The sequence below is a fragment of the Allobosea sp. AAP35 genome (genome assembly GCF_001295925.1).
Lineage (GTDB): Bacteria > Pseudomonadota > Alphaproteobacteria > Rhizobiales > Beijerinckiaceae > Allobosea.
In genome coordinates this window covers 117,716-144,654 of record NZ_LJHQ01000018.1, presented here as the reverse complement: position 1 = coordinate 144,654, position 26,939 = coordinate 117,716, and the positions used below count along the sequence as shown (strand labels likewise).

26 protein-coding genes are annotated in these 26,939 nt (G+C 67.3%); 12 read left to right on the top strand and 14 right to left on the bottom strand.

The features are described 5' to 3' along the window. Window positions 1-31 precede the first annotated feature (31 nt). Entirely contained in the window at window positions 32-781 is a 750-nt protein-coding gene (locus IP69_RS21360; protein WP_156323337.1) for an AprI/Inh family metalloprotease inhibitor, read from the top strand. A 30-nt stretch (window positions 782-811) separates the two neighbouring features. On the opposite strand, the gene IP69_RS07565 is transcribed toward IP69_RS21360, so the two are convergent. The 3 genes from IP69_RS07565 to IP69_RS07555 form a co-directional block, all read right to left on the bottom strand. Beyond that, complete coding sequence (locus tag IP69_RS07565) at window positions 812-1,426, bottom strand: GNAT family N-acetyltransferase (protein WP_054142198.1); 615 nt, start codon at window positions 1,424-1,426, stop codon at window positions 812-814. Between the two features lie 179 nt (window positions 1,427-1,605). After that, window positions 1,606-2,214 (bottom strand): glutathione S-transferase family protein, encoded by a 609-nt coding sequence (locus tag IP69_RS07560; protein WP_054142197.1) that lies wholly within the window; start codon window positions 2,212-2,214, stop codon window positions 1,606-1,608. A gap of 79 nt (window positions 2,215-2,293) precedes the next feature. Next, the gene (locus IP69_RS07555) at window positions 2,294-3,268 is read right to left on the bottom strand and encodes a LysR family transcriptional regulator (RefSeq protein ID WP_054142196.1); all 975 of its coding nucleotides are present in this window, start codon (window positions 3,266-3,268) and stop codon (window positions 2,294-2,296) included. A gap of 113 nt (window positions 3,269-3,381) precedes the next feature. Between IP69_RS07555 and IP69_RS07550 the strand changes: the two genes are divergently transcribed. Then, window positions 3,382-3,987: an FMN-dependent NADH-azoreductase gene (locus tag IP69_RS07550; RefSeq protein WP_054142195.1), complete on the top strand. Its 606-nt coding sequence runs from the start codon at window positions 3,382-3,384 to the stop codon at window positions 3,985-3,987. 255 nt (window positions 3,988-4,242) lie between these two features. On the opposite strand, the gene IP69_RS07545 is transcribed toward IP69_RS07550, so the two are convergent. Further along, window positions 4,243-4,485 carry a DUF2312 domain-containing protein gene (locus tag IP69_RS07545; RefSeq protein ID WP_054142194.1) on the bottom strand — a complete coding sequence of 81 codons (243 nt, stop codon included), beginning with the start codon at window positions 4,483-4,485 and terminating at the stop codon, window positions 4,243-4,245. 286 nt (window positions 4,486-4,771) lie between these two features. Here IP69_RS07545 and IP69_RS07540 point away from each other — a divergent pair, with 286 nt between their 5' ends. Genes IP69_RS07540 through pyk form a run of 3 tightly spaced genes read left to right on the top strand, consistent with a single transcriptional unit; the run spans window position 4,772 to window position 7,943 of the window. Then, window positions 4,772-6,052, top strand: a complete 1,281-nt coding sequence (locus IP69_RS07540; protein WP_054142193.1) for a DUF4147 domain-containing protein — start codon at window positions 4,772-4,774, stop codon at window positions 6,050-6,052. Beyond that, window positions 6,049-6,492: a DUF1036 domain-containing protein gene (locus tag IP69_RS07535; protein ID WP_054142192.1), complete on the top strand. Its 444-nt coding sequence runs from the start codon at window positions 6,049-6,051 to the stop codon at window positions 6,490-6,492. Before IP69_RS07540 ends, IP69_RS07535 begins: the two co-directional genes overlap by 4 nt. An 11-nt stretch (window positions 6,493-6,503) precedes the next feature. Next, the gene (pyk, locus tag IP69_RS07530; protein ID WP_054142191.1) at window positions 6,504-7,943 is read left to right on the top strand and encodes a pyruvate kinase; all 1,440 of its coding nucleotides are present in this window, start codon (window positions 6,504-6,506) and stop codon (window positions 7,941-7,943) included. Between the two features lie 3 nt (window positions 7,944-7,946). Here the strand turns inward: pyk and IP69_RS07525 are convergent, their stop codons facing one another. The 5 genes from IP69_RS07525 to ykgO all read right to left on the bottom strand — a co-directional run bounded on the left by IP69_RS07525 (window position 7,947) and on the right by ykgO (window position 10,508). After that, entirely contained in the window at window positions 7,947-8,228 is a 282-nt protein-coding gene (locus IP69_RS07525; RefSeq protein ID WP_054142190.1) for a BrnA antitoxin family protein, read from the bottom strand. After that, a complete protein-coding gene (locus IP69_RS07520; RefSeq protein WP_054142189.1) occupies window positions 8,206-8,511 on the bottom strand; it encodes a BrnT family toxin in 306 nt (101 codons plus the stop codon). Before IP69_RS07520 ends, IP69_RS07525 begins: the two co-directional genes overlap by 23 nt. A 63-nt stretch (window positions 8,512-8,574) precedes the next feature. Continuing rightward, the gene (locus tag IP69_RS07515; protein WP_082359107.1) at window positions 8,575-9,549 is read right to left on the bottom strand and encodes an alpha/beta hydrolase; all 975 of its coding nucleotides are present in this window, start codon (window positions 9,547-9,549) and stop codon (window positions 8,575-8,577) included. A 34-nt stretch (window positions 9,550-9,583) separates the two neighbouring features. Beyond that, window positions 9,584-10,222, bottom strand: coding sequence for a tetratricopeptide repeat protein (locus tag IP69_RS07510; RefSeq protein ID WP_197279733.1), 639 nt, complete (start codon window positions 10,220-10,222; stop codon window positions 9,584-9,586). A gap of 160 nt (window positions 10,223-10,382) precedes the next feature. Continuing rightward, entirely contained in the window at window positions 10,383-10,508 is a 126-nt protein-coding gene (gene ykgO / locus IP69_RS07505) for a type B 50S ribosomal protein L36 (RefSeq protein ID WP_038363015.1), read from the bottom strand. Between the two features lie 303 nt (window positions 10,509-10,811). On the opposite strand from ykgO, the gene IP69_RS07500 reads away from it, so the two are divergent. Further along, entirely contained in the window at window positions 10,812-11,021 is a 210-nt protein-coding gene (locus IP69_RS07500) for a hypothetical protein (RefSeq protein ID WP_054142187.1), read from the top strand. Between the two features lie 24 nt (window positions 11,022-11,045). Here the strand turns inward: IP69_RS07500 and obgE are convergent, their stop codons facing one another. Next, on the bottom strand, window positions 11,046-12,089 hold the full coding sequence (gene obgE, locus IP69_RS07495) for a GTPase ObgE (protein WP_054142186.1): 1,044 nt from the start codon (window positions 12,087-12,089) through the stop codon (window positions 11,046-11,048). A 126-nt stretch (window positions 12,090-12,215) separates the two neighbouring features. Beyond that, window positions 12,216-13,082 (bottom strand): LysR family transcriptional regulator, encoded by an 867-nt coding sequence (locus tag IP69_RS07490; RefSeq protein ID WP_054142185.1) that lies wholly within the window; start codon window positions 13,080-13,082, stop codon window positions 12,216-12,218. A 172-nt stretch (window positions 13,083-13,254) separates the two neighbouring features. Here IP69_RS07490 and IP69_RS07485 point away from each other — a divergent pair, with 172 nt between their 5' ends. The 4 genes from IP69_RS07485 to IP69_RS07470 all read left to right on the top strand — a co-directional run bounded on the left by IP69_RS07485 (window position 13,255) and on the right by IP69_RS07470 (window position 18,854). Further along, the gene (locus tag IP69_RS07485) at window positions 13,255-14,175 is read left to right on the top strand and encodes a DMT family transporter (protein ID WP_054142184.1); all 921 of its coding nucleotides are present in this window, start codon (window positions 13,255-13,257) and stop codon (window positions 14,173-14,175) included. A 113-nt stretch (window positions 14,176-14,288) separates the two neighbouring features. After that, window positions 14,289-15,215 (top strand): hypothetical protein, encoded by a 927-nt coding sequence (locus tag IP69_RS07480; RefSeq protein WP_156323336.1) that lies wholly within the window; start codon window positions 14,289-14,291, stop codon window positions 15,213-15,215. A 199-nt stretch (window positions 15,216-15,414) separates the two neighbouring features. Then, on the top strand, window positions 15,415-17,649 hold the full coding sequence (locus IP69_RS07475) for an EAL domain-containing protein (protein WP_054142182.1): 2,235 nt from the start codon (window positions 15,415-15,417) through the stop codon (window positions 17,647-17,649). Between the two features lie 149 nt (window positions 17,650-17,798). Then, the gene (locus IP69_RS07470) at window positions 17,799-18,854 is read left to right on the top strand and encodes an ATP-binding protein (RefSeq protein ID WP_054142181.1); all 1,056 of its coding nucleotides are present in this window, start codon (window positions 17,799-17,801) and stop codon (window positions 18,852-18,854) included. Window positions 18,855-19,422: 568 nt separating this feature from the next. Here IP69_RS07470 and IP69_RS07465 read toward each other — a convergent pair. From IP69_RS07465 to IP69_RS07455, 3 genes are read right to left on the bottom strand one after another with little or no spacing between them, the layout of a single operon-like run. Then, window positions 19,423-22,650 carry an efflux RND transporter permease subunit gene (locus IP69_RS07465; RefSeq protein WP_054142180.1) on the bottom strand — a complete coding sequence of 1,076 codons (3,228 nt, stop codon included), beginning with the start codon at window positions 22,648-22,650 and terminating at the stop codon, window positions 19,423-19,425. 14 nt (window positions 22,651-22,664) lie between these two features. Next, window positions 22,665-23,852, bottom strand: a complete 1,188-nt coding sequence (locus tag IP69_RS07460) for an efflux RND transporter periplasmic adaptor subunit (RefSeq protein WP_197279732.1) — start codon at window positions 23,850-23,852, stop codon at window positions 22,665-22,667. A gap of 56 nt (window positions 23,853-23,908) precedes the next feature. Next, window positions 23,909-24,538 (bottom strand): TetR/AcrR family transcriptional regulator, encoded by a 630-nt coding sequence (locus tag IP69_RS07455; RefSeq protein WP_197279731.1) that lies wholly within the window; start codon window positions 24,536-24,538, stop codon window positions 23,909-23,911. A gap of 263 nt (window positions 24,539-24,801) precedes the next feature. Between IP69_RS07455 and IP69_RS07450 the strand changes: the two genes are divergently transcribed. Together IP69_RS07450 and IP69_RS07445 are read left to right on the top strand one after the other, a co-directional pair. After that, a complete protein-coding gene (locus IP69_RS07450; RefSeq protein WP_054142177.1) occupies window positions 24,802-25,593 on the top strand; it encodes a glutamine amidotransferase in 792 nt (263 codons plus the stop codon). Further along, window positions 25,590-26,831 (top strand): FAD-dependent oxidoreductase, encoded by a 1,242-nt coding sequence (locus IP69_RS07445; RefSeq protein ID WP_082359102.1) that lies wholly within the window; start codon window positions 25,590-25,592, stop codon window positions 26,829-26,831. The genes IP69_RS07450 and IP69_RS07445 overlap by 4 nt, the downstream gene beginning before the upstream one ends. Window positions 26,832-26,939 lie beyond the last annotated feature (108 nt).

Below are 26,939 nucleotides of genomic sequence, written 5' to 3'. Positions count from 1 at the left end.
GCACCGCAGGATCGATCGGAACAGAGGCTTCATGACCAAGCAGACCACCACCCTGGCCATGACCCTGAAGGCCGCAGGCCTGCTGCCGCTGCTGGCGCTCACGGCCTGCGCCGGTTCGCAGCGCTTCGTCGGTGGGCCGGGCCCTGGCCCGGGCCAGGGCTCCGGCTATGGCCAGCCGACGCTGCCATCCGCGCCGCCGATCAGCTCCGCCCCGGTGACCTCCGAGCCGCTGCCGCCGCCGGGTGGCTACCCGCAGACGGGTGGCTATCCTCAGACAGGGGCCTATCCGCAAACCGGCGGCTATCCCGTCGCCTCTGCCCAGCCCGGTGCACTGCCGCCGCCGCAGGACCCCTATTACAACCCCTCGGCCCCGGGCATGCCGCAGGAGACGCCGGCCCCGGTGGCACCGCAGCCCAGCGAGATCCCGACCCTGCGCGGCGGCGGCGGCCAGATCGCCACGCTCGGCGCTGGCACGAACACGGCCCGGCCTGCCGTGTCCTCGCGCGATGGCGTCATCGGCAACTGGACGGCCAAAGAAGCGACCGGCAGTTCCTGCCGCATTCAGCTGTCGAGTTCGCCCGCGCTCGATCTCTACCGGGCCAATGCCGCCGGCTGCGCCAACCGCGACCTGCAGCGCGTCACGGCCTGGGATTATCGCGACGGCGAGGTCTATCTCTACCAGCAGGGCGGCACTGTGGTCGCACGTTTGCGCACCAGCGGCGGCGGGGCGATGGACGGCGCCGTGACGAAATCGGGCGCCGCGCTTTCGCTCAGCCGGTAAGGCAACTCACAGCCTGCCGCACATTCGGGCTCACGCTCCCGGGGCGCGTCCCAGGAAGGCGGGGCGCCAGAAGCGGCGCTGCATCGCAACCGCCATCGCGGCAAAGCCGCGTGCGGTGTCGATCGCCTCGTCGAGGATGGTGAAGGGTGTCGCGGCGCCTGTGGCGATGACGCCTTCGACATCGGCATAGCCGCCGGCGAGATCGGCCTCGAACTTGCGCGCCATGCGCCGCATCGCAGCGTTTTCCGGCAGGCAGGTCATGTAGAGCGTGCGAATGCCGCGGTTGCGGGCTGCGGTGATCAGACGTTGGAATAAGGCTGCGCCGATCCCGCGCCGGCGCCAGTCGCGCTCGACGCTGAAGGCGGCCTCGCCCGTCTGCGCGACGATATCTTCGAGCCCACGCAACTCGGCCGCGCCACGAACGTCGCCATTCTCGATATAGGCGTAGACCAGCCCGCCGACACCGAAGGTCGTCGTGGCATAGGTCTCGAGAAAGTCGTCATTCACCGCAGTGCCAAAGCGTTCGCGACGGGTCGCGTCGTCGAGCCTCAGCAGATGGGCCTTGAAGAGGTCGCGTTCCGTGGGCCAGAGCCGGCGGACTTCGCCCTGACCGGTCGTCGCGCCGGCCTTCTTTAAAGATGTCACTGTATCATCTCCTGCGAACAGCGCTGGATGCGCGCGGCCGACCAGGAGGCGAATCGTCCCTAACTCGCCTGCAAATTGGCGCTTTACCCCTGAATTGCAAGAGGGCGGGCGCAGGGCGCAGCAGCATCTGTGGGCAGGGTGACGAGTCAGACGCTCCACGTGCCTTCGGTGAACGGACGCTATTGGCGGTCGATCGGCCAGGCCTTGAACACGTCGAGCGCTTCGCAGGCCTGCGCCTGGGCGGCCAGAGCCGGCCAGCGCACCGTCGGCGCAAAGTCTGGAATGACGAAGCGGCAGAAACCCCAGGCGATGGCGGCGGCGATGTCGCAGGGCAGAAGCTCCGGCCCGGCCGTCAGTTCGCTTCGCCCGGCCGCCGCATCGAGCAGATCGAGCGCGGTGTGAAGCTGGGCGACGATGCGCTCCTGCCAGGGCGCGTAGCGCTGCGCTTCCGGCCGCTTGCGCTCGTATTCGATGGCGACGGCCTTGTCGGCGGCAATAATGCCGATGCCGGTGAGCGCCAGATCGCGCGTGCGCGCGCCATGATCGACAGGGCGCAGCGAACGGCCGGCGATATCCTCGAAATGCTGGATGATCAGCAGGGATTCGCTGATCGCGGTGCCGTCATCGGCCACCAGAGTCGGCGCCTTGATCAGCGGGTTGATCGCGCGGAACTCATCCATATGCCGAAAGACCGAGACCGAGCGGTGCTCGAACTCAAGACCGAGAAGCGTGCCGGTCACGGCGGCGCGGCGAACATAAGGGCTGTCGAGCATTCCAACGAGCAGCATCGGTCATCTCCATGGCGGGCTGACGGAAAAGTGCCGGCAACTGCGCGCAAAGCCACGCCAAATCGCGTGATGGCGAGGATCACGCCGGTTGATGCGCGCTTTGCTCAAGGGGCGACGAGCCGCCTGTGAGGCCATGCTCCCGCAGCGCGATCTGGCAGGGGTCCCAATAGGGCGCGCCGCCGAAGCGCTCGACCAGAAGATCGATCAGCACCCTGACCTTGCCCGGCACATAGGCGCCGGGCGGGCGCACCACATAGAGCCCGTGTTCGGTCATGGGGTATTGCCACAGCAGCGGCTCGAGAGAGCCATCGCGGATCGCGTCGCTGGCGATGAAGGTCGGCAATTGCACGAGGCCGAGACCGGCCTTCGCCCATTCCAGCAAAGTCTCGCCGCTGTCCGCGCGCAGCCGCCCCTCCGGACGAACCGAAACCCGGCGCTTGCCGGCCTGGAAGGTCCAATCAAGGGAACTGGTTCCGGTGTAGAGCAGGCATTCATGCCGGGTGATGTCGGCGGGGCTGAGCGGTCGCCCCTTCCTTGCCAGATAGTCGATGCTCGCCAGGATGACGGCGTGAACCGGCGCGATCTTGCGCGCGACGAGGCTGGAATCCTTCAGTGTGCCGATCCGGATCGCGGCGTCGAAACGCTCGCCGATCAGATCGACATAGCGGTCGCTGGCCTCGACATCGATCTCCAAGAGAGCATGGCGGGAGGCAAGTTCGCCCAGCAACGGCGCGACATGCCGGTTGCCGAAGGTCAGCGGCATCGACAGGCGCAGACGACCCGCGACCCCGCCCGCCGCCTGCGCGATGGATTCGCGTGCCTCGACGAGATCGGCGAGGATGCGCTCGCCGCGCGCCTTGAATTCGAGCCCGGCCTCGGTCGCCACCACGCCGCGCGTCGTCCGGCTCAGCAGCCTCGTGCCGAGATCGGCCTCGAGCCGCGCGATCCGGCGGCTGACGACCGATTTGGCCAGGCCGAGATGATCGGCGGCACGGCCGAAGCCACCGCTCTCGACCACGGCGATGAAGCTGCGAATGTCGTCGAGCTCCGACATTGCGTTCCCCTGAGAGCAACAGTCTGGTGCGATTTATAGCGGTTCTGTTGCTGAAGTCGAACCTCCATCTTGCCCGCTATCGAGCCCCTTTCAAGATTTTGAGGTCAGTCATCATGTCCAGCCTTCTCGTCATCAACAGCAGCGCCTCGGGCGCCGCCTCCGTCTCCAAGCAGCTCATCGATGAGACGGTCGCCCGGCTGCGCGGCCAGAACCCGGCGCTGACGGTCGTCGAGCGCGATCTCGGCACCAGCCCGGTGCCGCATCTCGACGCCGATTCCACCGCCGCCATCCGCGGGGCCGAGCCCGCCAACCCGGCCCAGGCGGCGGCGAAGCAGCTTTCCGACACGCTGGTGGCCGAGTTGAAGGCAGCCGACGTGATCGTCATCGGCGCGCCCATGTATAATTTCGGCATTCCCTCGACGCTGAAGGCCTGGTTCGACCATGTGCTGCGCGCCGGCGTGACCTTCAAATATGGCGAAGCCGGCCCGGAAGGGCTGCTCACGGGCAAGCGCGCCATCGTCGTCGAAAGCCGCGGCGGGCTCTACAGCTCGGGCCCGGCCCAGCCGATGGACTCGCAGGAGCCGCATCTGCGCACGCTGCTGCGCTTCATCGGCATCGCCGACATCACCTTCGTGCGCGCCGAGAAGCTGGGCTTCGGCCCCGAGGCGCGCCAGCAGGCGATCAACGACGCGCAGGCCGAGCTCGCCAAGGTCGCCTGAGCGCCGCACTGCCTTCCCGAACGAAAACGCCCGCCCGGAAAACCGGAGCGGGCGTTTTGATGTTCACGTCCCACATCCAGACCGTCATTCCGGACAAGCCGCCCCCGGGTCCTGCCTTCGGCAGGCGCGAGGACAGGCTCTGCGGCGCCGCTCCCGAATCCATCCTAGAGTACCGCCGGTGCCCCATGATGGATTCCGGGCCTGCGCTTCGCTTGCCCGGAATGACGGTAGAGGATGCTCGTTCGGCGGATGCCCTCAGGCGCTCTCGCCGACGGCCTGCAGATAGAGGTCGAGGATCGCCTCCTCCTCGGCGCGCTCATTGGCGTCGCGCTTGCGGATGGCGATGACCTTGCGCAGCACCTTGACGTCGTAGCCATTGCCCTTGGCCTCGGCATAGACCTCCTTGATGTCGTCGGCGATGGTCTTCTTCTCTTCCTCGAGCCGCTCGATGCGCTCCACGATGCTCTTGAGCTGGTCGCCCTGAACCGGTTCGTCCATCTGATATCCTTCTCGGTGATGGCGTTGAAATGTCTGGATGGGGAGATTTGGCCGCAGGGTTCGCACCGGGCGGGCGTCGCCGTCAAGCCGCGACCGGGCGGTGGCAACATCTCTCAACAGCCGCGTGCCGCCGAGCGACAGGAGCCGCACCGGGCAGGCGACGAAAGCCTGATGACGCGCGGCGCCCCCGCGCCTAGAACGAGTCACGCGGTCGAAACGATCGACGAAGACAACCACCGGGCAAAACGGGGCGGCCTTGCAGCGATCCAACGACCAGACGCAGCGGATGCGCACAGAGGCACGCACGATCTTCGACGCCGCCGTGGCGAGGGCCCACCCGGCCGGCTGCCTGCCGGGCCATCTGCCACCTCCGCCCGCGCGCGGCCGCCTGATTCTGCTGGCAGCCGGCAAGGCCGCCGGCAGCATGACCGCGCTGGCTGAAGCGCATTATCTCGATGCGGGTTTTCCGGCCGAGCGGCTCGTCGGGCACGCGGTGGCGCGGCACGGCTACGAGACGGCCACGCGCCAGATCCCGATGGTCGCGGCAGGCCACCCCGTGCCCGACCAGGCCAGCCTCGACAGCGCGACGCGCGCGCTCGAACTGGCGGCCTCCGCCACGACTGAGGATCTCGTGCTAGTGCTGCTCTCGGGTGGCGGCTCGGCCAATTGGGTCGCGCCGGCCGGCGGCCTCACGCTCGCCGAAAAACAGGCGGTCAACAAGGCGCTGCTGCGCTGCGGCGCGCCGATCGGCGAGATGAACATCGTGCGCAAGCGCCTGTCGCGCATCAAGGGCGGGCGGCTGGCGCTGGCGGCGGCGCCGGCCCGGCTTCTGACGCTGGCCATCTCCGACGTGCCCCATGACGAGCCGACGGCGATCGCGTCCGGCCCCACCGTCCCCGACCCCACGACGATGAGCCAGGCCCGCGCCATCGTCTCGCGCTATGGTCTCGCTCTGCCCACGGCGGCAAGCGCGCTGCTGGACGACGACGCCAGCGAGACGCCCAAGCCCGGGCACTCCGCCTTCGCCGGCAGCGAGTTCCGCATCATCGCGCGGCCGCGCGATGCGATCGCGGCGGCTCATGATGCGGCCGTTGCGGCAGGCTACGAGGTCCATGATCTCGGGCCTGACCTCGAGGGCGAGGCGCGCGACGTCGCCGCCAGCCATGCAACGCTGGCTCTGGCGCTGAAGCGCGAGGGCCGTCGCGTTGCGATCCTGTCGGGGGGCGAATTCACCGTGACCTTGCGCGGCACCGGTCGGGGCGGGCCCAATCAGGAGTATGCCCTGGCGCTCGCCATTGCCCTTGGCGCCGAGCCCGGCATCGTCGCGCTTTCGGGCGACACCGACGGCACCGATGGCGGCGGCGGCGAAGCGACCGATCCCGCCGGCGCGATCATCGACGACACCACGCTGGCGCGCGCCGCGGCGCTTGGCCTTGATCCTGCCAGATGCCTCGCCGACAACGATTCGACCGGTTTCTTCGCCCCGCTGGGCGATCTGCTGGAAACCGGCCCGACCCTGACCAATGTCAATGATTGCCGCGTGATCCTGATCGAACCCCAGCCATGAACGCCATCCAACGATCGCTCCTGCGAATCGCCCTGCCGCTCGCCGGGCTGCTGGCGGGTGCGGCTCCCGCCCTTGCGGATCTGCGCATGTGCAACACCACGCCCAGCCGTGTCGGTGTGGCGATCGGCTATCGCGACGCCCAGGGTTGGACCACCGAGGGCTGGTGGAACATCGGGCCGCGCGCCTGCGAGACCCTGCTGCGCGGCACGCTGGCGGCGCGGTTCTATTACGTCCACGCCGTGGATTACGACCGTGGTGGCGAATGGACCGGCAAATCCGTCATGTGTACCCGCAACAAGGAATTCACGATTCGCGGGATAGAGGACTGTCTGGCGCGCGGCTATGAGCGCGCCGGCTTCTTCGAGGTCGACACCGGCGAGCAGAAAAGCTGGACGATCCAGCTCACCGACACCACCGGCGGCGCGCCCGCGCGGCCCTGAGGGATAGTGACATGAAGCGCGAACGCCGCATCAAGATCATCGCCACGCTGGGACCCGCCTCGGCGACGTCCGAGATGTGCGGCAAGCTGTTTCAGGCCGGCGTCGATGTCTTCCGCATCAATATGAGCCATACCGCGCGCGAGACGCTGCCCGAGAAGGTCGCCATGCTGCGGGCGCTGGAGACGCAGTTTCGCCGCCCGGTCGGCATCCTGGCCGATCTCCAGGGCCCCAAGCTGCGCGTCGGTGCCTTCGGCGGCGATGGCGGGGTGACGCTGGAGAACGGCGCCCGCTTCACGCTCGATTCCGATCCCGCGCCCGGCACGATCGAGCGCGTCCATTTGCCCCATCCCGAGATTCTGAGCGCGCTCGAACCCGGCCACACGCTGATCCTCGACGATGGCAAGCTGCGCCTCACGGTCGAGACAGCCAGCCCGACGCAAGCCCTGACCCGCGTCGTCATCGGCGGCCGGCTGTCCTCGCGCAAGGGCGTCAGCCTGCCCGACACCACCATCGCCGTCTCGGCCATGACCGATAAGGACCGCTCCGATGCCGAGGCCGCCGCCGAGGCCGGGGTCGACTGGATCGCCTTGTCGTTCGTGCAGCGGCCGGAGGACATGGCCGATCTGCGCAGAATCGTGCGCGGGCGGGCGCTGGCGCTGGCCAAGATCGAGAAGCCGCAGGCACTGCTGCGGCTTGAGGAGATCATCGACGCCTCGGACGCGATCATGGTGGCGCGCGGCGATCTCGGCGTCGAGATGCCGCTGGAGAAGGTGCCGGGTACGCAAAAGCGGATCACCCGGATGTGCCGCCGCAAGGGCAAGCCCGTCGTCGTCGCCACGCAGATGCTGGAGAGCATGATCACCAGCCCCGTGCCGACGCGCGCCGAGGTCTCCGACGTCGCCACCGCCGTGTTCGAAGGCGCCGATGCGGTGATGCTCTCGGCCGAAAGCGCGGCCGGCCAGTTCCCGATCGAGGCGGTCTCGATGATGAACCGCATCGCCGAGGAGGTCGAAGCTGAGTCCGTCTACCGCTCGATCCTGGAGGCGCAGCGCGCCGAGCCGGAGGCGACCGGCGCCGACGCCATCGCCAAGGCGGCCCACGAGATCGCCGACACGCTGAAGCTCAAGGTCATTGCCGCCTGGACCTCCTCGGGCTCGACGGCCTCCCGCATCGCCCGCGAGCGGCCGAACTCGACCGTGATCGCGCTCACACCCAACCGCGCCACGGCCCGCCAGCTCACGCTCGTCTGGGGGGTGCATTCCGTGGTGACCAAGGATGCCAGCGACAATGACGACATGGCCTCGCGCGCCTGCAAATTCGCCGTGCGCGAGAAATTCGCCAAGCTCGGCGATCGCATCATCGTCGTCGCCGGCGTGCCGTTTGGAACTCCGGGCGCCACCAATATGGTCCGCATCGCCTTCGTGGCGAAGGAGCATGTCGAGAAGGCGTGAGCGTCAGGCTGTTTTTTTGCCTTCTCGCGCCAGAGCGTTCTCGAGCGTCCGCCGGATGAAGCTCTGATAGGGAATGCCTTCGCGGCCGGCGCGCGACTTCACGGCGTCGAGTAGGTCCTGCGGCACGCGCATGCTGATCGTCGCCGTCTTCGCCTTGAACTCGAAGCGAACGGGCTCGAAGGATGACAGATCGTATTCCGTGAGATCGGCGTGATCGACAAAGTCTTCTGCCTCCTGATCGGTGGCAAAAACCGGGAAGGGCTTAAGCGCCTTTGGTGCTGTCATAGTACTGCACCTTCTTTGCGTGCATGGGGCAGGCAGAGATAGGCCGAATGCGGGTGCCCGCAGGTGTGATGCGAAGGGTAAAGACGATGAAAGCGTATCGGCTCGCCAGGGTGCGCCCGATCGCGGCATAACGTGTCTCCGCCGTGGCGGCTCGCGTCGGAATGACCACCGGCGTCGCGGCGAAAACCGATTCAATGTCCTCCCGCGACAGGCCGTGCTTGGCACATTTCGGCCAGTTGCCGGCGTTCCATTCGAAATCCAGAAACTGCAAATCCTGCAGCATCACATTCTCGGAACGTCATGACAAACCAAGCGATCGTCCTTGGTGTGACAAGACCTCTGTCCCTCAGTTCAGCGCCAGCCCCGACCTTGGCCCGACCATCTGGTCGATCGCCTCCACAACGATTTCCGGCGCGGCATGATGGGGCATGTGGCCGACGCCGGGCAGCAGCACGAAGCGGCCCTGCGGCGCCTCGCGCGCGATCGCGGCCGAGTGGATGATCGGCGAGACGATGGCGTCGCTATCGCCGCTGATCGCCACCACCGGAACGCGCAGGCCGCGATAGCGCGGCATCTGGGCGCTGACGAAGGCGTGTGTCGCGGCGATGTCCTGCGAATTCGCCCGGAAGGTCTGCGGCCGCAGCAGCAATGCGATCTCGCCACGCTCGAGATAGCCTGGCGCAACCGGGCGCGGCGCAAAAACGCTCTGCGCACCGGCATCGAGCAGCTGGCTTGCCGCGGGCACCCCGACGAGATGCGCAAAGACCGGACCGGTCAACGGCCACACCCCCAGGTGATGATACCAGTCGATGCCACCGGGCCAGGGATGGGTCACGGCGCCCAGCAGAACCAGCCCCCGCAACCGCTCCGGATGATCGAGCGCGATCTTCGTCGCGGCGGCCCCTCCAAGCGAATGCGCGACCAGCACGAAGCGCTCGGGCACGATCGCATCGATGCCCTGCATCAGGATGGCGGCCTGGCGCCCCGGATCGGCCATGGCGTCGCCCGCGATCCGGTCGCTCCAGCCATGGCCTGGCCGGTCGAGCGCCACAACGCGGTAATGCGACAGATCGGGACCCAGCGTGGCCAGCAGATCGGCATGGTTCGAGGAGGCGCCATGGATCAGGACGACGGTGCCGCGCGCCTCGGCCGTGGGCCGGGTCTCGCGGTAATGCAGCCGCCCTCCGGTGACGGCAACGAAGCTGCCGGTCGGCGGATGGCGCTTCGAGGCCTCAGCCCCCAGCCATTGCGACCAGAGGGCGAGCCCGGCAAGAACGAGGATCACAACCAGAACAAGCGCGCGGAACAGCATGCTGCGCATACGCGGAAAGGCCGGTCTCGGTTCTGTCAGGCCGTCAGGTGTCGCGACCGTCAACCTCGATCTTGAGCGAATCGACCGCGCTCTTCACCGCTTCCAGCTGCGGGTAGATCTCGAGTGCCCGCCTGAAGGCGACCATGGCGCGCTTGTCGTCGCCCTGCTGGCGCAGGATCGTCCCCAGCCCCATCATCGCGCCGTAATGGCGCGGCTCGCGCTTCAGCGCCTCGCCGATGTCGTAGATCGAGCGGATCGGGTCGCCGGCGAGGAAGAGCGCATTGGCGCGCTGGTTCCAGCCTTCGGCCCAGTCCGGCTCCAGGGTGATCACGCGGTCGAGCAATTCGATGGCGAGTTCGATCTGCTTGCCCTTCATCGCCGTCTGGGCGCGGGTCATCAGCAGATCGGCCGTTGGGGAGTTTGACCGGGCCCAACGCCGCTGGATCAGATTGGCGACGCCTCGGGCCTCCTCCGGCGTTTTGGCCGCGGCCAGGCGCTCGAAGAGCTTTTCGAGGGTCGCAGCCGGCCCGCGCATCGGGCCGGGCGTCGCGACGGGATTATCGTCCCTGTCGCCGGGAGCGACTGCGCCTGGTCGCTGCGGCGGTGCATCGGGCGTCTGAGCGACGCCAGCCGCCGTGGCGGAACCCCACAGAAAGGCGGCGAAAAACGTGCGAGCGATCATCATGGCGCCAAGTGTAGACGCGCGCCAAGACAGGTCAATTCCCCGGCGATCACATCCCGGCGATAAGGACGCCACGCAAAAAAGCGGGCGCGCCCGAGGGCGCCCGCTCTGCCTTCATCTGCTGGTGAGACGAGGCGGCCCTGTCGGGGCCGCAGCAACCTCAGCCCTGGCGCGCCTTGAAGCGCTTCTGGACCTTGTTGATGATGTAGACGCGGCCCTTGCGGCGCACGAGCTGGTTGTCGCGGTGACGGGCGCGCAGCGACTTCAGCGAATTGCGGATCTTCATGGTCTCAACTCCATCGATCCGCCCTTTCAGGAACGAACCGGTCAAAAACAAAACCTGTCGAAAACGCCTTCAGCGACGCGAACCGGAGAACCGGCCCTCATCGACCACGCGAATGGTGCGGCTGATGCGATGCCGGCTGTATAAGGAATTCTACGAAGATCGCAAGGCCGAAGACCCGTCACGCCACGAAAAACCGTGATGGCGGCGCTACGCTGACGACAGGCCGACCCAGTTGGTGCCAAACGGAACTTCAACCGAAGCGGTGCGTTATCGTCTCACTTCAACCGCTGGGATAGCATCATCATGAAATTGACCACCTTGGGCCTGCTGGCCGCCTGCACGATCGCGCTCGGCGCCTGCGGTAGCACGACTGACCAGCGCATTGGCGGGGCGGCTGCCGGCGCCGGAACCGGCGCGCTCGTCGCAGGGCCTGTCGGCGCCGTTGTTGGCGGTGCGGTGGGGGCGGTCAGCGCACCGACCGTCGTGCGCAGCACGCGCCGCGCGACGCGCTGACGATCAGGGCATCGGCAGGCGGCCTCACGGTCGCCAGCCGATATCCTCCACGGGTGCGTTCTCGCGCGCCTCGTCCTTGCGGGCTTCCTCAACATAGGAAAACAGCGCCCGCAGCGCAGCTTCCACGCCTTCACCCGAAGCCGACGACAGCACGATCGGCATCCGCTTGCAGGCCCGCTTCAGCCGCGCGATTTGCTCCTTGAGCAGTTCCGGCGAGAGCGCATCGACCTTCGACAGCGCCACGATCTCCGGCTTCTCGGCCAGCCCCTCGCCATAGAGCGCCAACTCGTTGCGCACGGTCTTGTAGGCCTTCCCCGCATGTTCGCAGGTGCCCTCGACGAGGTGCAGCAGCACGCGGCAGCGCTCGACATGGCCCAGGAACCGGTCGCCGAGCCCATGGCCTTCATGGGCGCCCTCGATCAGACCGGGAATATCCGCCAGCACCATCTCGCGCGCATCGACCCTCACGACGCCGAGCCCCGGATGCAAGGTGGTGAAGGGATAGTCGGCGATCTTCGGCTTGGCGGCGGTGACGGTCGCGAGGAAGGTCGACTTGCCGGCGTTGGGCAGGCCGATCAGCCCGGCATCGGCGATCAGTTTCAGACGCAGCCAGACCCAGCGCTCCTCGCCGATCAGGCCGGGATTGGCGTGGCGCGGCGCCTGGTTGGTCGCGGTCTTGAAATAGGCGTTGCCGAAGCCGCCATTGCCGCCCTTGCACAGCACGAAGCGCTGGCCGGGCTCGGTCAGGTCGGCGACCAGTGTCTCGCCATCCTCGTCGAAGACCTGCGTGCCCGGCGGCACCTTCAGCACCTTGGTCTCGCCATTGGCGCCGTGACGGTCGGCGCCCATGCCGTGCCCGCCGATCTTGGCCTTGAAATGCTGCTGGAAGCGAAAATCGATCAGGGTGTTGAGCCCCTGCACGCATTCGATGATGACATCGCCGCCGCGTCCGCCGTCGCCGCCATTGGGCCCGCCGAACTCGATGAACTTTTCACGGCGAAAGGAGACGCAGCCGGCGCCGCCATCTCCCGCCTTTACATAGATCTTGGCCTGGTCGAGGAATTTCATGGCTTCTCAGTAGTGATCGCGGGGGCAAAGGGCAATGAGAAGCGTCATGCTCGGGCGCAGACCCGAGCATCTCTTCGTGGAGATTCTCGGGTCTGCGCTGCGCTTCGCCCGAGAATGACGGCCCCCTCAAGCCGCCAGCCTCGGCGCCGCCATCTCCTCGCGCAGCGCATCGGCGAAGCGGCGCGCCGCCAGCCCCGGCTGCGGACCCATGATCAGCCCGACGGAGAGCTCGAACAGCGAAGGCAGGCCCTCCGCCGGCCCGAGCCGCCGCGCCGCCGGCGGCACCGCACTCTCGGTGACGGCCGTGACGCAGAACCCCGCCTCGACCGCAGACAGCATGCCCGAGGTATGCGAGCAGGAGAACACCAGGCGATACGCCTTCTCCGCATCCGCCAGCGCAGCCAGCAAACGCGGCCGCACCCGGCAGCCCTCCGAGAACAGCGCCAGCGGCAATGTCTCCTGCAATTCGGGCCGATGCCCGCGCGCCGCGATCCAGACCACAGGCTCGCGCCGGATCACCTCGCCGACCGGGCGCCTGGGGTCCTGCGTCACGACGGCGAGATCGAATTCCCCCGCCGCCACAGCAGGCTCGATCCGCTTCGACAGGTCGCAATGCAGTTCCAGTTCAACCTTGGGGTGCTCGGCTGCAAAACGCGCGATCAGCGGCCGCAGGAAGGCATCGACATAATCGTCGGGAATGCCGATTCGCAGTCGCCCCGAGGCGCTGCTGCCGCCGAGATCGTCGAGCGCCTCGCGCTGGATCGCCAGCAGCCGGCGCGCATGGGCGATCAGCCGCTCGCCGGCATGGGTCGGCACCACGCCCCGGCGCGAGCGTTCCAGCAGCTTGTGGCCGAGCTGGTTTTCGAGATCCTGGATGCGGACCGAGATCGCCGATTGCGTCCGCCCCAGCCGCGCGCTGGCTGCCGTGAAGCCGCCGCTTTCGACGACCGCCACCAGCATATCGAGCGCCGCCAGATCGAAATGCGCGGACATGGCACAGCCTCCATCGATCGCTTTTAAGAATGGTTAAATCAGAATAATCCGTTTTTCCGATGGAAGGAAGAGGGGTAAACCGTGATCCACTGAGCATGCGAACCTCCGCGTCATCCCGGCGCAAGCCCGGGATGACGCGGAGGTTCATGAGCCCGTATTCTGAAAGCACGTCATGTCCGCTCCCGCCTTATCCCCCTCGGCCGCGCTGCCCAGCCCGACCGCGCCCGCGCTCGCGATGTTCCTCGCCCTGCTCGCCGGCGCGACCTGCATCGGTTTTTCGGGCGTGTTCGTGCGCTTCGCCGATGTCGGTCCGGCGGCCGCCGGCTTCTGGCGCATGGCCTTCGCGCTGCCGGTGCTCGGCCTCTGGATGGGGCTGGAACAGCGTCGGCCGGGGCGCCCCGCCGCTGCGGCCGGCGCCTTGCTGCCGATCGCGCTCGCCGGCCTCGCCTTCGGTGTCGACGTTGTGCTCTACAACGCCGCGCTCGGCTTCACGACCATCGCCAACGCCTCGCTGCTGGGCAATCTCTCGCCGGTGGCCGTCGTGTTCGGCGGCTGGCTGCTCTTCGCCGAACGGCCCAGCCGGCGCATACTAGGCGCGCTGTCGCTGGCGCTGGGCGGCGCTGCCATGCTGGTGCTGCCGAAATTTGCCGGCACAGCCACGCCTGCGGCCGGCGGCCTGTTCGGAGACAGCCTCGCCATCGGCGCCGCCTTCTCCTATGCCGCCTACATCATGGCCGTGCGCCGCGCGCGCGACCGCACTGATGCCGGCCGGCTCAGCCTGATCTCGAGCGCGATCTGCGCCGTCTTCTGCCTGGTCACCGCTTTTGCGCTGGGCGAGACGATCATCCCCGCAAGCCTCCAGGGCTGGCTCGCGGTGATCGCGCTAGGCCTCGTCTCCCACGCCATGGGCCAGGGCCTGATCACGCTTTCGCTCGGCCATTACGGCGCCAGCGCCGCCTCGCTGGTCATGGTCTGGCCGGCACTCGTCAGCGTGCTGGCGGCCTGGGCCATTTTCGGCGAACAGCCCTCTGCTGCCCAGGCCTTCGGCGGCATCGCGATCCTGGCCGCCGTGCTGATGGTGCGGAAGGGCTGACAGCCCCGCAGGATTGCCAGCTAAGAAACCCGCTGGGATCTGCTCCGATCGTCCGGGATTGCGATATCGAGCACCAGGCGTCATCCTTGGCGCCTTGATGAGGCGAGGTGAGCATGGTGCGGGGATGTGTTCTGGCTTGCGCCATGCTGCTGGCGCCGATGGCGCAGGCGGCGGGCCCCTTCGGCAAGATCGTCGTCGGCAACTGGACCGGCGGCGCCTACACCAACGACGCCACGGGGGCCTTCTCGCATTGCGCCGTCAATGCCGGCTATCGCAACGGCACGCGGATGCTGACCTCGATCACGGCCGATTTCAAATGGCTGATCGGCTTTGCCCATCCGAACTGGAAGCTGAAGCCCGGCAGCACTCTCAAGCTGCAGCTGGTTTTTGACAGCCAGTCGCGCATTGATGTCGTGGCTTCCGTCAAGACTGCAAACCTGCTGACCATCGCGATGCCGGCCGATTCCCAGCTGATCAACGCCTTCCGCCATGGTCGCCTTCTCGAACTCGTCGCCAACGACCAGCGCCTGAGCTTCGCCTTGACCTCGACCGGCGAGATGCTGCCCGCGCTCGTCGAATGCGCCAAGCAGAGCGCCAGCCTGCGGGGGCCGGTCAATCCAAACGCGCGGCCCGATGGGGCCGCCGCGCCCAGCCAGGCCGAGATCCAGGCCAAGGCCGAGAAGAAGGCGGTGCTGGAGAAAACCCGCGACCTGATCCGCACCCGCATGCTGACCTGCATCGGTCGCGAAGGCGGCCCGATGCTGGCGACCGACGAGAAGGCGGAGGTCGTCGCCAAGGCCGCGATGATCTTCTGCAGGGCCGATGTCGATGCGCTCGCCCAGGCGATCATCGAGATCCAGGAGCATGACGGCACAAGGCGCGTCGATCGCGAGGCCGTGCGCCGCGCCGCGACGCAGCGCGTGCAGGATGTCGTCGTCGCCCAGATCGTCAAATCCCGCGGCGAGATGCTCAACCGCCGCAACCAGCCCCCAGCGGCCCCGCCCACAGGCAATGCGCGGCCGATTTCGCCGTCCTTGTAATGACGCATCGCGCAGCCGAGCGCGACCTCACTCTTGCCGAACTTCACCAGGCCGGATCTGCCTGTGCGGACATCAGCCTTTTCTGATCACGAAGCGCTGCCGGGATCACCAATCGTTAACCGCCGCAGGCCCTAACTGAAGGACGGCTCCTTGGTCGGCCGGGCGACAAGCCCGGTTCACGCGCTCCCCGGAGTTCAACGTGCAGGTTGACGACCACCGAAACCATGAGCTGGCGCGTCTGGCGGCCGTGCAAGCGCTGCAGTTGCTCGACACGCCCGCCGATCCGTCGTTCGATGCGATCGCCGCCCTGGTCGCCCAGCACTTTTCCTGTCCCATGGGTCTCGTCACGCTGGTCGATCACGACCGGCAGTGGTTCAAGGCGCGCTGCGGTCTCCAGGTCACGCAGACCCCGCGCGACGTTGCCTTCTGCAATGTGACAATCCAGTCGCCGGAGCTGACGGTGGTGGAGGACGCCATGCAGGATGCCCGGTTCAGCGACAATCCGCTGGTGACGGGGGCGCCCCATATCCGTTTCTATGCCGGCTATCCGCTGTCGATCGACGGCGAGAACCGGCTCGGCTCGCTGTGCATCATCGACACCGTGCCGCGTTCCTTCACGCAGGCCCAGCGCAGCGCCCTGGCGCGTTTCGGTCGGCTGGTGGAGGATCTTGTTCGCCTTCATGCCACGGGTTTGGCGCTCAAGGCGGCCGCGAAGGAGCAGATCGCGAAAAACCGTGAACTCGAATCGAAGAACCGGCTCCTCCTGCAGATCGAGCGGATGGCCGCCATCGGGGCCTGGTCAGTCGATCTGGACACAAAGCAGTCAACCTGGTCCGACGAGCTTTTCCGGTTGCACGATCTGCCCGTGGGGACCGCTCCGTCGCTCGATGGCTCGTTTGAATACTATACGCCGGAGTCCCGCCCGAAGGTGCAGTCACGCATTGCCGAAGCGGTGCAGACCGGCGAACCCTTCGAGTTCGCGGGCGACTTCATCACCGCCACGGGCCGCCGGCGGCGTGTCCGTTCGGCCGGCCAGATCGAGGTTGTCGACGGCGCCCCGGCTCGGCTGATCGGCGTGTTCCAGGACATCACCGCGCAGCATGAAGCGCAGCAGCGGCTCTGGCATGCCGCCAATATGGATTTCATGACGGATCTCGCCAACCGGGCCCATTTCGAGAAGTCGCTCATCGCCAGTCTCGCGGAGGCGGAAGCCGCGCAATCGACGGTCACGCTGTTCCTGATCGATCTCGACGGCTTCAAGGAAATCAACGACACGCGCGGCCATCAGGGCGGTGACGACGTGCTGAAGGCGGTCGCCGGATTGTTGACGCAGCGCGCTCCGCCCAACAGCACGGTCGCCCGCCTGGGCGGCGACGAATTCGCGGTCATCGTGCCGGGCATGGCTGGGCGGTCGCGGCATCGGGCGATTGCTCGCAAGCTGCTCGGCGCGCTGAAGCAGCCCATCATCGCCATGGGCGAGAGCATCGTGGTGTCGGCGACGGTCGGCGTGGCGAATTATCCGGAGGATGCCCAGCACTGGAAGGAACTGCTGCACTGCGCGGACATCGCGCTCTATAACGGCAAGCGGCGGGAGCGCGGCGCGGTCGGCTTCTATGTGCCCGAAATCAGCATGCTGTTCGACAAGCGCCGCCTGGCCATCGAGAAGGTCGAGCGGGCCATCGTCGGCAACCGCCTGCTGCCCTTCTACCAACCCTTCGTCCATTTGTCGGACCGGTCGATCTACGGCTACGAGGCGCTGGCGCGCATCCGCAACCGTGACGGATCGATCAGCGCGGCGGGAGATTTCTCCGAGGCCTTCTCGGACCAGCGCTCATGCCGGCGCATCGGCGAACGCATGATGAACCTGGTCACCGCCGACATCGCCGGTTTGCGGGCGAGCGGCATCAACCCCGGCATCATCAGCCTGAACGCGACGGAAGCCGAACTGCATTCGCCCGAATTCACCAGCCGGCTGCTGAAGCGCCTCGATGATTGCGCGATCGACCCCTCGACCATCAAGCTGGAAGTCACGGAGACGCTGTTTCTGGGCAACGACACCAGCGCGATCCGCACCGAACTGAAACGGCTGAGTGCCGAAGGCGTGCTGATCGCGCTCGATGATTTCGGGACCGGCTATTCATCCCTCACCCATCTGCGTGACTTCCCGATCGACCAGATCAAGATCGACAGGTCGTTCGTCTCCGGGCTCGGTCCCAACACCGAAAGTCAATCGATCATCAAGGCCCTGGTCGATCTGGCCCATGCCCTGGACATGACCGTCTTGGCGGAAGGCATCGAGACCGAGGCGCAATATGATCTGCTGCGCGCGATCGGATGCGATTCCGGGCAAGGCTATCTCTTTGGCAAGGCAAACCCGGTGGCCTTCGTCAGGGGCGGGCGCCGCCGGGCGCACAGGATCAAGTCGGCGGCGTGAGCCTCTCGGCGCCCGACAGTGTTGAGGTCGCCGCCGACGCGGCGTTGCCAGCGACAGATGGATTAACCTGTTCGGGATATGCTAAAGCGGCGTTCGAAACGCGTTTGAGCTTTCGCCCCGAGAGCCGTCGAAAGCAGCAGAGCCCGGTCATGGACGATTCCATCAAGTCAGCGACTGCGGAGATGGCTGTGGACCTCGCCTTGGCGGTGATCTCTTCATCCGACTCGCCGCTGCTGCTGCTGAATGACCGGTTGCAGATCATCGCGGCCAGCCGGTCGTTCTACCGGGCCTATGCGCTCAAGCCGGCGACCGTCGTGGGCCATACGATGGCCGAACTCGGGGCGGGCGAATGGGACATTCCCCAGCTGGCCTCCCTGCTCAAGGCCACGGCGTCTGGTTTCGCCGAGGTCGAGGCGTTCGAGATCAATCTGCAACGGGGCGACCGCAGCCCCCGCCGCTTGATCGTCAACGCGCAGAAGCTCGAATATGAGAATGAAGGCGCGATGCGCATCCTTCTCTCCGTGCTCGATGTCACCGAAGCGCGACGCAGCGAGAGACAGAAGAACGAACTGCTGCGCGAGAAGGCGATCCTGCTTCACGATGTTCAGAACCGCGTCGCCAACAGCCTGCAGATCATCGCCAGCATCCTGATGCAGAGTGCCCGCAAGGTGCAGGCGGACGAGACACGCGCCCCTTCGGAGGGGGAACACCCGCTGGAGCCGATCGCCACCCTGCAGCAGCAGCTCGCCACGTCGCAGATCGGCGAGGTCGCGCTGCGCTCCTATCTCACGACCCTGTGCGGCGGCCTCGAAGCCTCGATGATCCATGATCGCGATCTGATCGTGCTCGATGTCGACATCGATGACAGCGTCGTCGATGCGGACTGGTCGATCAGCATCGGCCTGATCGTCACCGAACTCGTGATCAATGCGCTCAAGCATGGCTATCCCGGACAGAGCGGGGGCAAGATCACGGTGAGCTTCAGCAAGACCGGCTGGGACTGGACGCTGGCCGTGGCCGATGACGGCATCGGCATGCCAAAGGCCGAAGACGCCAAGGCGGGCCTGGGCACGGGCATCATCGAGGCGCTGGCCGGTCAGCTGGGCGCCGAAGTCTCCGTGACCGATGCCCGCCCGGGGACGATCGTCACCTTGTCGCATGTCGCGGGCGAGGACACATCCGAGACCGCGCAGCCCGACCCGTGAACGATCCGGGCTGACACTGGCGCCTTCCGCCCGCGTCACGGCAGCACCGCGCCTGGTGATGAGCGCGCTGGCCGCAAAGCGGGGATAGGCGGCCAGGTTGTCCCCGCCTGCTGCGCCCATGCCTATTCTCCCCCCGTTCCGCCCGACCAAGGGGGCTGTCGCGAGGCGTCGTGCGGCCGGGCGGAATGCGGTGTTCGGGAGGAGCGGCCCTCGCAGGGCCGGCCGCCCGGAGGGGCTGCTCGTCGCCGGGGCCTTCAACCATCCCGGTCGAGACCGACCTTAATGGGCGGCGGGCGAAACCACAGAGAACCGCGCGCGGAGCCGGACGGCGGGTAGCCCCCGCCGCTTCGACATTCGACATCGACATCGACATCGGCACGCGGCCAAAGCCGCCGCGCCATCCGGCTCCGCGCACCCCTCGGGGGATGTGACTGAAGCGAAACCCCGCGGCGGGAGCCGGTCGGGGGATTTGGTGTGGGCGGCGTAGCGCAATGAAGTTGCCGGCTTGGCCAGCCCGGTCAGGGCCGACCGCGCGCAACTCGGCAATACGGCTACCGGGCCCTTACCCTCACTCCGCCGCCAACCGCGGCGGCGGCAGCGGCAGCTTCATCTGCGCTGCTCCGGCATCGACCTTGCCGTGCCCTTCCTCGGGCATCGGCTCCCAGAGGCTCTCATCCTCGGCCTTGCTGAAGAAGCGGCCGAAGAGCCAGGAGGTGCCCTTCGAGAGATCGTCCATCACCGCGTAGAAGGACGGCACGAAGACGAGGCTGAGCACGGTCGAGACCAGGAGCCCGCCGATCACCGCGATCGCCATCGGCGCGCGGAACTCGCCGCCATCGCCGACGCCGTAGGCTGAAGGGGCCATGCCCGCCGCCATCGCGATCGTCGTCATCACGATCGGGCGGGCCCGCTTGCGCCCGGCTTCCAGCAGGGCGGTGCGGCGGTCCTTGCCGCGGCCCTCCTCCTCCACCGCGAAATCGACCAGCATGATCGCGTTCTTGGTGACGATGCCCATCAGCATCAGCAGGCCGATATAGACCGGCATCGAGACCGGCTTGCCTGTCGCCAGCAGCGCGATGACCACGCCGCCGAAGGAGAGCGGCAGCGAGAGCAGGATCGTGATCGGCTGGAAGACCGAGCCGAAGAGCAGGATCAGCACCGCCAGCACCAGCATCAGCCCGGTCGTCATCGCCTGGATGAAGCCGGCGACGACCTCTCCTTGAATCTCCGCATCGCCGGTGGCGGCGATCCAGACGCCGGGCGGCAGCCCGACCTCTTTGACGATCTGGTTGAAGGTCTCCTGCGCCGTGCCGAGCTCGAAGCCGCGCTTGAGATCGGCGCCGATCGCGGCGCGGCGGACACGGTCATAGCGGTCGATCGATGACGGCCCCTCGCCAAAGCCGATATCGGCCACCGCCGTCAGCGGGATCGAGACGCCGCTGGTGTTGGTGACCCGCAGCGCCGCGATGTTGCGGATGTCGGCGCGGGCCGCCTCGTCGAGCTGCACGCGGATCGGCACCAGCCGGTCGCCGGCGTTGAACTTGGCGAGATTGGCGCCGACATCGCCGATCGTGGCGACGCGCACCGCCTCCGAGATCGCCTCGGGCGTCACGCCGAGGCTGGCGGCCGCTTCCAGCTTGGGCCGCACCGTCAGTTCGGGGCGCGACAGAGATCCCGAGGTCGCGACGTTGAGATAGCCGTCGACCTGGCGCATCCGGCTTTCGATCCGCGCCACCGCCTCGTCGAGCGCAGCCCCATCCCTGGACAGGATCGAGAATGCCATCTCGCGCTCGCCGCGCTCGTTGACATACCAGGCGCGGACATCGGGCACGCTGGCGAGCTTTTGCGCGATGACGACCTTGAGGTCCTTCTGCCGCGCGGTGCGCTCGGATTTGGGCTTGAGCTTGATGGTGACGGCGGCGCGCCGCACCTCGCGCTGGCCGGTCGGCGAGGAGCCGCCGAGCACAAAGACCTGCGTCACCTCGGGAATGGTGCGCAGCGCGTCGACGATTTTGTCGGTGGTGACGCGCGTGTCCTCCAGCGTCGAGCCGGGCGGCAATTCGACCGAGGCCACGACGCGCGCGGTGTCCTCGTCGGGGATGAAACCGGTCGGCAGCAGCGTCGTGGCGTGGATCGAGCCCCAGAGGAAGGCGAAGCCCAGCACCAGCGTGACATAGGACATGTTGAAGGGAATGCTGCGCCAGCGCCCGCTGCCGTCGAAGCGCGGCCAAAATGGCAGCCGCCGCGAGGCGGTCGTCGCCTTGAGCAAGCCGACATAGCCGCGCATGACGACGCCGTCCTTGGCCTCCTCATGCTTCACCGGTTTCATCAGATAGGCCGCCATCATCGGCGTGATCAGCCGCGCGACCAGCAGCGAGAACAAAACCGCGACCGCGACCGTCAGCCCGAACTGGCGGAAATACTGGCCGGCCACGCCGCCCATGAACGACACGGGTGCAAAGATCGCCACGATCGTCAGCGTGATCGCGATGACGGCGAGCCCGATCTCGTCGGCGGCCTCCATCGCGGCGCGATAGGGCGATTTGCCCATCTTCATGTGCCGGACGATGTTCTCGATCTCGACGATGGCGTCATCGACGAGAATGCCGGTGACCAGCGTGATGCCGAGCAGGCTGACGAGGTTGAGCGAGAAGCCCATCAGCTCCATCGCCCAGAATGTGGGAATCGCCGAGAGCGGCAGCGCGATCGCGGTGATCAGCGTCGCCCGCCAGTTCTTCAGGAAGAGAAAGACGACGAGCACGGCCAGCGCCGCACCCTCCAGCAGCGTCGTCATCGCCGCCTTGTAGTTGCCATAGGTGTAGGCGACCGCGTCGTCGATGGGCCTCAGCGTGATGTCGGGGAAGCGCGTGTTGAGCTCGTCGATACGCGCCGCGACGACGTCCTTGACCGAAAGCTCGCTCGAGCCCTTCGCGCGGAAGACCGAGAAGGAGACGACCGGGCTCTTGTCGAGCCGGCCGAAGGAGCGCGGCTCTGAATTGCTGTCCTCGACGCGGCCGAGCTCCTTCAGCCTGACCTCGCGGCCGCCGCCCAGGATGATCTTGGTCTCGGCCAGTTCGGCGACGGTTCGCGCGCCGGCGAGCGTCCGGATCGCCTGTTCCTGCCCGCCGACCTCGCCGCGCCCGCCGGCGAGATCGACATTGGTCGCGCGGATCTGGCGGTTGACCTCGCCGGCCGTGGTGCCGAGCGCCAGCAGCCGGTCGGGATCGAGCGAGATCCGGATCTCGCGATCGACGCCGCCATAGCGATCGACCCGGCCGACGCCCTTCAACCCCTGCAATTCGCGCGCGACGACATCGTCCACATGCCAGGAGAGCTGTTCCAGCGTCATGCCCGCCGAGAAGGCGCCATAGCTGAGGATCGACTGACCCTCGACATCAATGCGCTGGATGATCGGTTCGTCGATCGTGCGCGGCAGGTCGGCGCGGACCTTGGCGATCGCATCCTTGACGTCGTTGACGGCGCGGTCGGTGTTGGTTTCGAGCCGGAACTCGATGACGGTCGACGACTGCCCGTCGGTCAGCGTCGACATCACATGCTTGACGCCGGTGATGTTGGCGACCGCGTCCTCGACGCGCTTGCTGACCTGGCTCTCGAGCTCGGACGGCGCCGCGCCCGACTGGGTGATCGTGACCGAGACCAGCGGCACGTCGATATTGGGAAAGCGCGTCACCGGCAGCTTCGAGAAGGACAGAAGGCCCAGCACGCAGAGCACGACGAAGAGCAGGATCGAGGGAACCGGCTTGCGGATCGACCAGGCTGAGAAATTGATGTCCATGGACGTCGCTCCGCTCAGTTCGTCGCGACGGGCGTGATGACGTCGCCATCGCGCACGAAGGTGCCGGCGCGCGCCACGACCGTCTCGCCCTCGGTGATTCCCGAGACGATCTCGGCCCGCCCGTCGCCGGCGAGCCCGAGCTTGACGGTCTTGGTCTTGACCTTGCCGTCGCTGACGCTCTGCACGGTCGCGCCCGAGCGGGCATAGGTGATCGCCGACAGCGGCAGGGTGACGACGGTGTTGCGGCCGGTCTCGATCACGCCGCGCGCAAACGAGCCGATCGCGACCGGCGGATTGCCGGTCAGCGCGACGCGCACGCGGCCCAGCCTGGAGGCCTTGTCGACCTCGGGCGCGATCAGCCGGATGGTGCCGGCCAGGGCTTGCGTCGCGCCTGCCGGCGTCACCGCCACAGGCTGGCCGAGCTTCAACCCCGGCAGTTCGACCTCGGCCACCTCGGCTTCGAGCTCGACCGCGCCATCGGCGATGATGCGAAACAGCGGCTCCGTGGCGGACATCGACGCGGTCGCGCCGAGCTTGGCGCTGCGCCGGCTGACGATGCCGCCCTGCGGTGCCTTGATCTCGGTACGCCCGAGCTTGACGGCGACGTCGCGGCCCTGCGCGGTGGCGAGAGCCAGATCGGCGGTGGCGATGGCCAGCGCCTGCTTCGAGGCGTTCAGCTTTGCTGCCGCCGCGCGGGCCACCGCGTCGCGCTGGTCATAGACCTCGTTGGAGACGTTGCCGCTGCTGCGCAGGGCCTTGGTCCGGTCGAAATTATTGGTGGCGGCGACGAGATTGGCCTGCGCTTCGGCGATCTGGGCATTGGCCTGGGCGATCGAGGCCTCGGCGCGCGCGATATTCGCCTCGTTCTGGCTGAGCTGGACCTCCAGCGTCGTGCGCGAGAGCCGCGCCAGCACCTGACCCGTCGAGACGCGGTCGCCTTCCTCGGCCAGGATCGCGACGATCGACAGCGCATCGACCTCGGGCTGAACCAGCACCTCGTCGCGGGCGATGATCGAGCCGGAGACGACGACGCTCTGGACGATTTCCGAGACGATGGCCTTGGTCACGGTGACCGAGGGGCCGGCCGCGGGCGCTGCCGCAGCAGGGGCAGTCGGTGTCTGGGCCCGAACCTGCCCGGCGGCAAGGCCCATCGCCAGCAACGATACAACCACAAGGCGCATGCTGGCTGGGGCAGGGGACATTGGGCGGGATTCCAGATGGGGGGCGTGTAGCGGGGTCGGCATGAACGTGTACATGGCTATACGCTCCCGGCTTCGGGTTGGAGCAGCACCTGGGCAAGTCCGCGCATCGCCTTGAACAAGGTTTCGGCCGCCATGGCAGGATCGAACTGAGGATCGGTGGCGCGGCGGCAGAAAAAACCGTCGGCCATCATGAAGACCGCCTGGAGGAAGCGCGCATCGTCGAGATTGGCCGGAAGCTCGCCATTGGCCTTGGCCCCGGCGATGGCCAGCGCAAGTCCGCCGACGAGCGTGCCGTCAATGGCGGCGCACATCTGCGCCATCACCGGGTTGCGCGCCGCTTCCGCCCAGATCTGCAGCGCGATGATCGATTTTTCGCGAGGCTCCTCGACGAGGTGCCGACGTCCCAGCGCCTCGAGCTGGTCGAGAACGCTACCCTTGGCCGGGTCGAGTTCGGCGAAATCGGCCGCGATGAGCGAGCGGTCGCGCTCGGCCATGCCGGCGATGATCGCGTCCTTGGAAGCGAAATAGCGATAGAGGTTGCCCGGGCTCATGCCGGCCTCGGCCGCCACGTCCTGCATCGTCGCGGCATGGAAGCCGGCGCGCGCAAACACGCTCTCGGCCGCATCGAGGATACGCGTCTGGCGTTCGGAGGGCACGCGCTCCGGTGCGGCTGTGGCGGTTGTCACGTAAAACCTTGCAGGCATGAGAATGAACGTTCATTCTCATGCCTGTGTCGGCGCGTCGAGTCAAGCTGGAGTGGGAGGACGCTGCTCAAAGGTGCAGGCGCAAGTCACGCAGCGGATCTGTCATGCGTGTCGGGCGGCCCAGCGATACCGGCGCAGGCCCATAAATTGCTTGCTACCCCCCTGCTACCAACACATTCTGAGCCTATGCACTCCGTCCTTGCCAATTTCCCTGACCGAGGCTTACCGGCGTTCCTGATCTCGCAATGAACCACCACGCCCTCCCGGCCCGCCCGCTGCGCCGGCTCCGCGCCCCCCGGCGCCCCCGCCTGCCCGTGCTGAAGCCCGTGCTGATCGTTCTGCATCAGGAGCACTCGACGCCCGGGCGCGTCGGGCGCCTGCTCCAGGCCCGCGGACATGCGCTCGACATCCGCAAGCCGCGCTATGGCGATCCACTGCCCCAGACAATGCGCGAGCATGCCGGGGCGGTGATCTTCGGCGGGCCCATGTCGGCCAACGACCCCGATGATTTCGTCAAGGCCGAGATCGACTGGATCAATGTCTGTTTGAAGGAGGAAGCGCCCTATCTCGGCATCTGCCTGGGCGCACAGATGCTCGCCCGGACGCTGGGCGGCACGGTCTACACCCATCCCGAAGGGCGCGCCGAAGTTGGCTATTACGGCCTCGACCTCACCGACCATGGCCGCGACCACGCTGTCGAGGCCGGCTTCGCCTGGCCGCGGATCGTCTATCAATGGCATCGCGAGGGTTTCGACTGTCCGCACGGCGCGCAATGCCTGGCGACGGGCGGCGATTTTCCGGTACAGGTGATCCGCTCCGGTCCGAAGGCCTATGGCGTCCAGTTCCACCCCGAAGTGACGCCGGCCATGATGTGCCGCTGGTCGGTTCGCGGCCATGAGCGCACGCTGATGCCCGGTGCCCAGCTGCGCCATCTGCATCTCGAAGGCTGGTACCAGCACGACCCGGCTATCCGGCTCTGGCTCGATGGCTTCCTCGACCATTGGCTGAAAGCCCCGGCGGAGACTGAATCCGCGTGACCCGTTCGGCCATCGTCCTCGGCGCCGGCATGGTCGGCGTTTCCTGCGCGCTTGCGCTCCAGAAGCGCGGCTTCGCTGTGACGCTGATCGACCGGCGCGAGCCCGGCCGCGAGACGTCCTATGGCAATGCCGGGGTGCTCGCCCGCTCCTCGATCGTGCCGCTCAACAACCCCGGGCTGTTTGCCAAGCTGACGAGCTATCTCGGCAATCGCCACCCCGCGCTGAACCTGAACTGGAAGCGGGCGCTGACGCGGCCCGGCTGGCTGTTGCGCTTCCTGTGGGAAGCGCGACCTTCGCAGGCCGCCGCACGGGTCGCAGCGCTCGAGTCCCTGACGTCGAGCACCGTCGAGCGCCACCGCGTGCTCATGGCAGAGGCTGGTGTTCCCCATCGTCTGCGTGAGACCGGCACACTCAAGCTCTGGCGAACTGAAGCCGGGCACGCGGCGGCGCAGGCCGAACATGATTTCCTGGCGGCGCATGGCATCGCCTCGCAGGTGCTCGATCGCCAGGGGATTTCCGGTGTCGAACCGGCGCTGAATCCGATCTTCCCTGCCGGCCTGCTCTGCCTGGAGAATGCGTCGGTGGATTCGCCCGGTGCGGTGACGCAGGCCTATGCCGAACTTTTCGTGCAGCGGGGCGGGCGGATCGAGCAGGCGCAGGTCGAGAGCCTGACCCGCATAGAGGCCGGTTGGCGCGTGCAGGCCGGAGCGGGTGTCTTCCAGGCGCAGAACGTCGTCGTCGCGCTCGGGCCCTGGAGCATGGACCTGCTGGCGCGGCTTGGAATCGACGCCAAGCTCGATGTCGAGCGCGGCTATCACCGCCATCTGCAGGCGGAAGCGGGCGCACGCCTCTCCCGCCCGGTCTACGATGTCGATGCCGCCTATTTCATGGCGCCGATGGAGCAGGGCTACCGCATCACCAGCGGCGTCGATCTCAGCCACCGCGACGCGCCCGACAACCACCGCCAGATCGACCAGGCGACCGCCAGCGCGCGCGAAGCCTTTCCGCTGGCCCCATTCAGCGGCGAAACCTGGCGCGGCGCGCGGCCGACCCTGCCGGACTCGTTGCCGATGATCGGGGCGGTGCCGCGCCACCCCGGTCTCTGGCTCGCCTTCGGCCACCAGCATATCGGCTTTTCGACCGGGCCGATCACGGGAGAGATCGTCGCGGCGCTGGTCTGCAGGGAAGCACCACCGGTCGATCCGACGCCGTTCGCGCCGGGGCGGTATATCGCCTGAGCGGGCAGCACCACATCATGGTCGGGCTTGACCCGACCATCTCGGAAACCCGCGTCTTGCTGGTCCCCGAGATTTTCGGGTCTGCGCTTCGCTCCGACCGAGAATGAC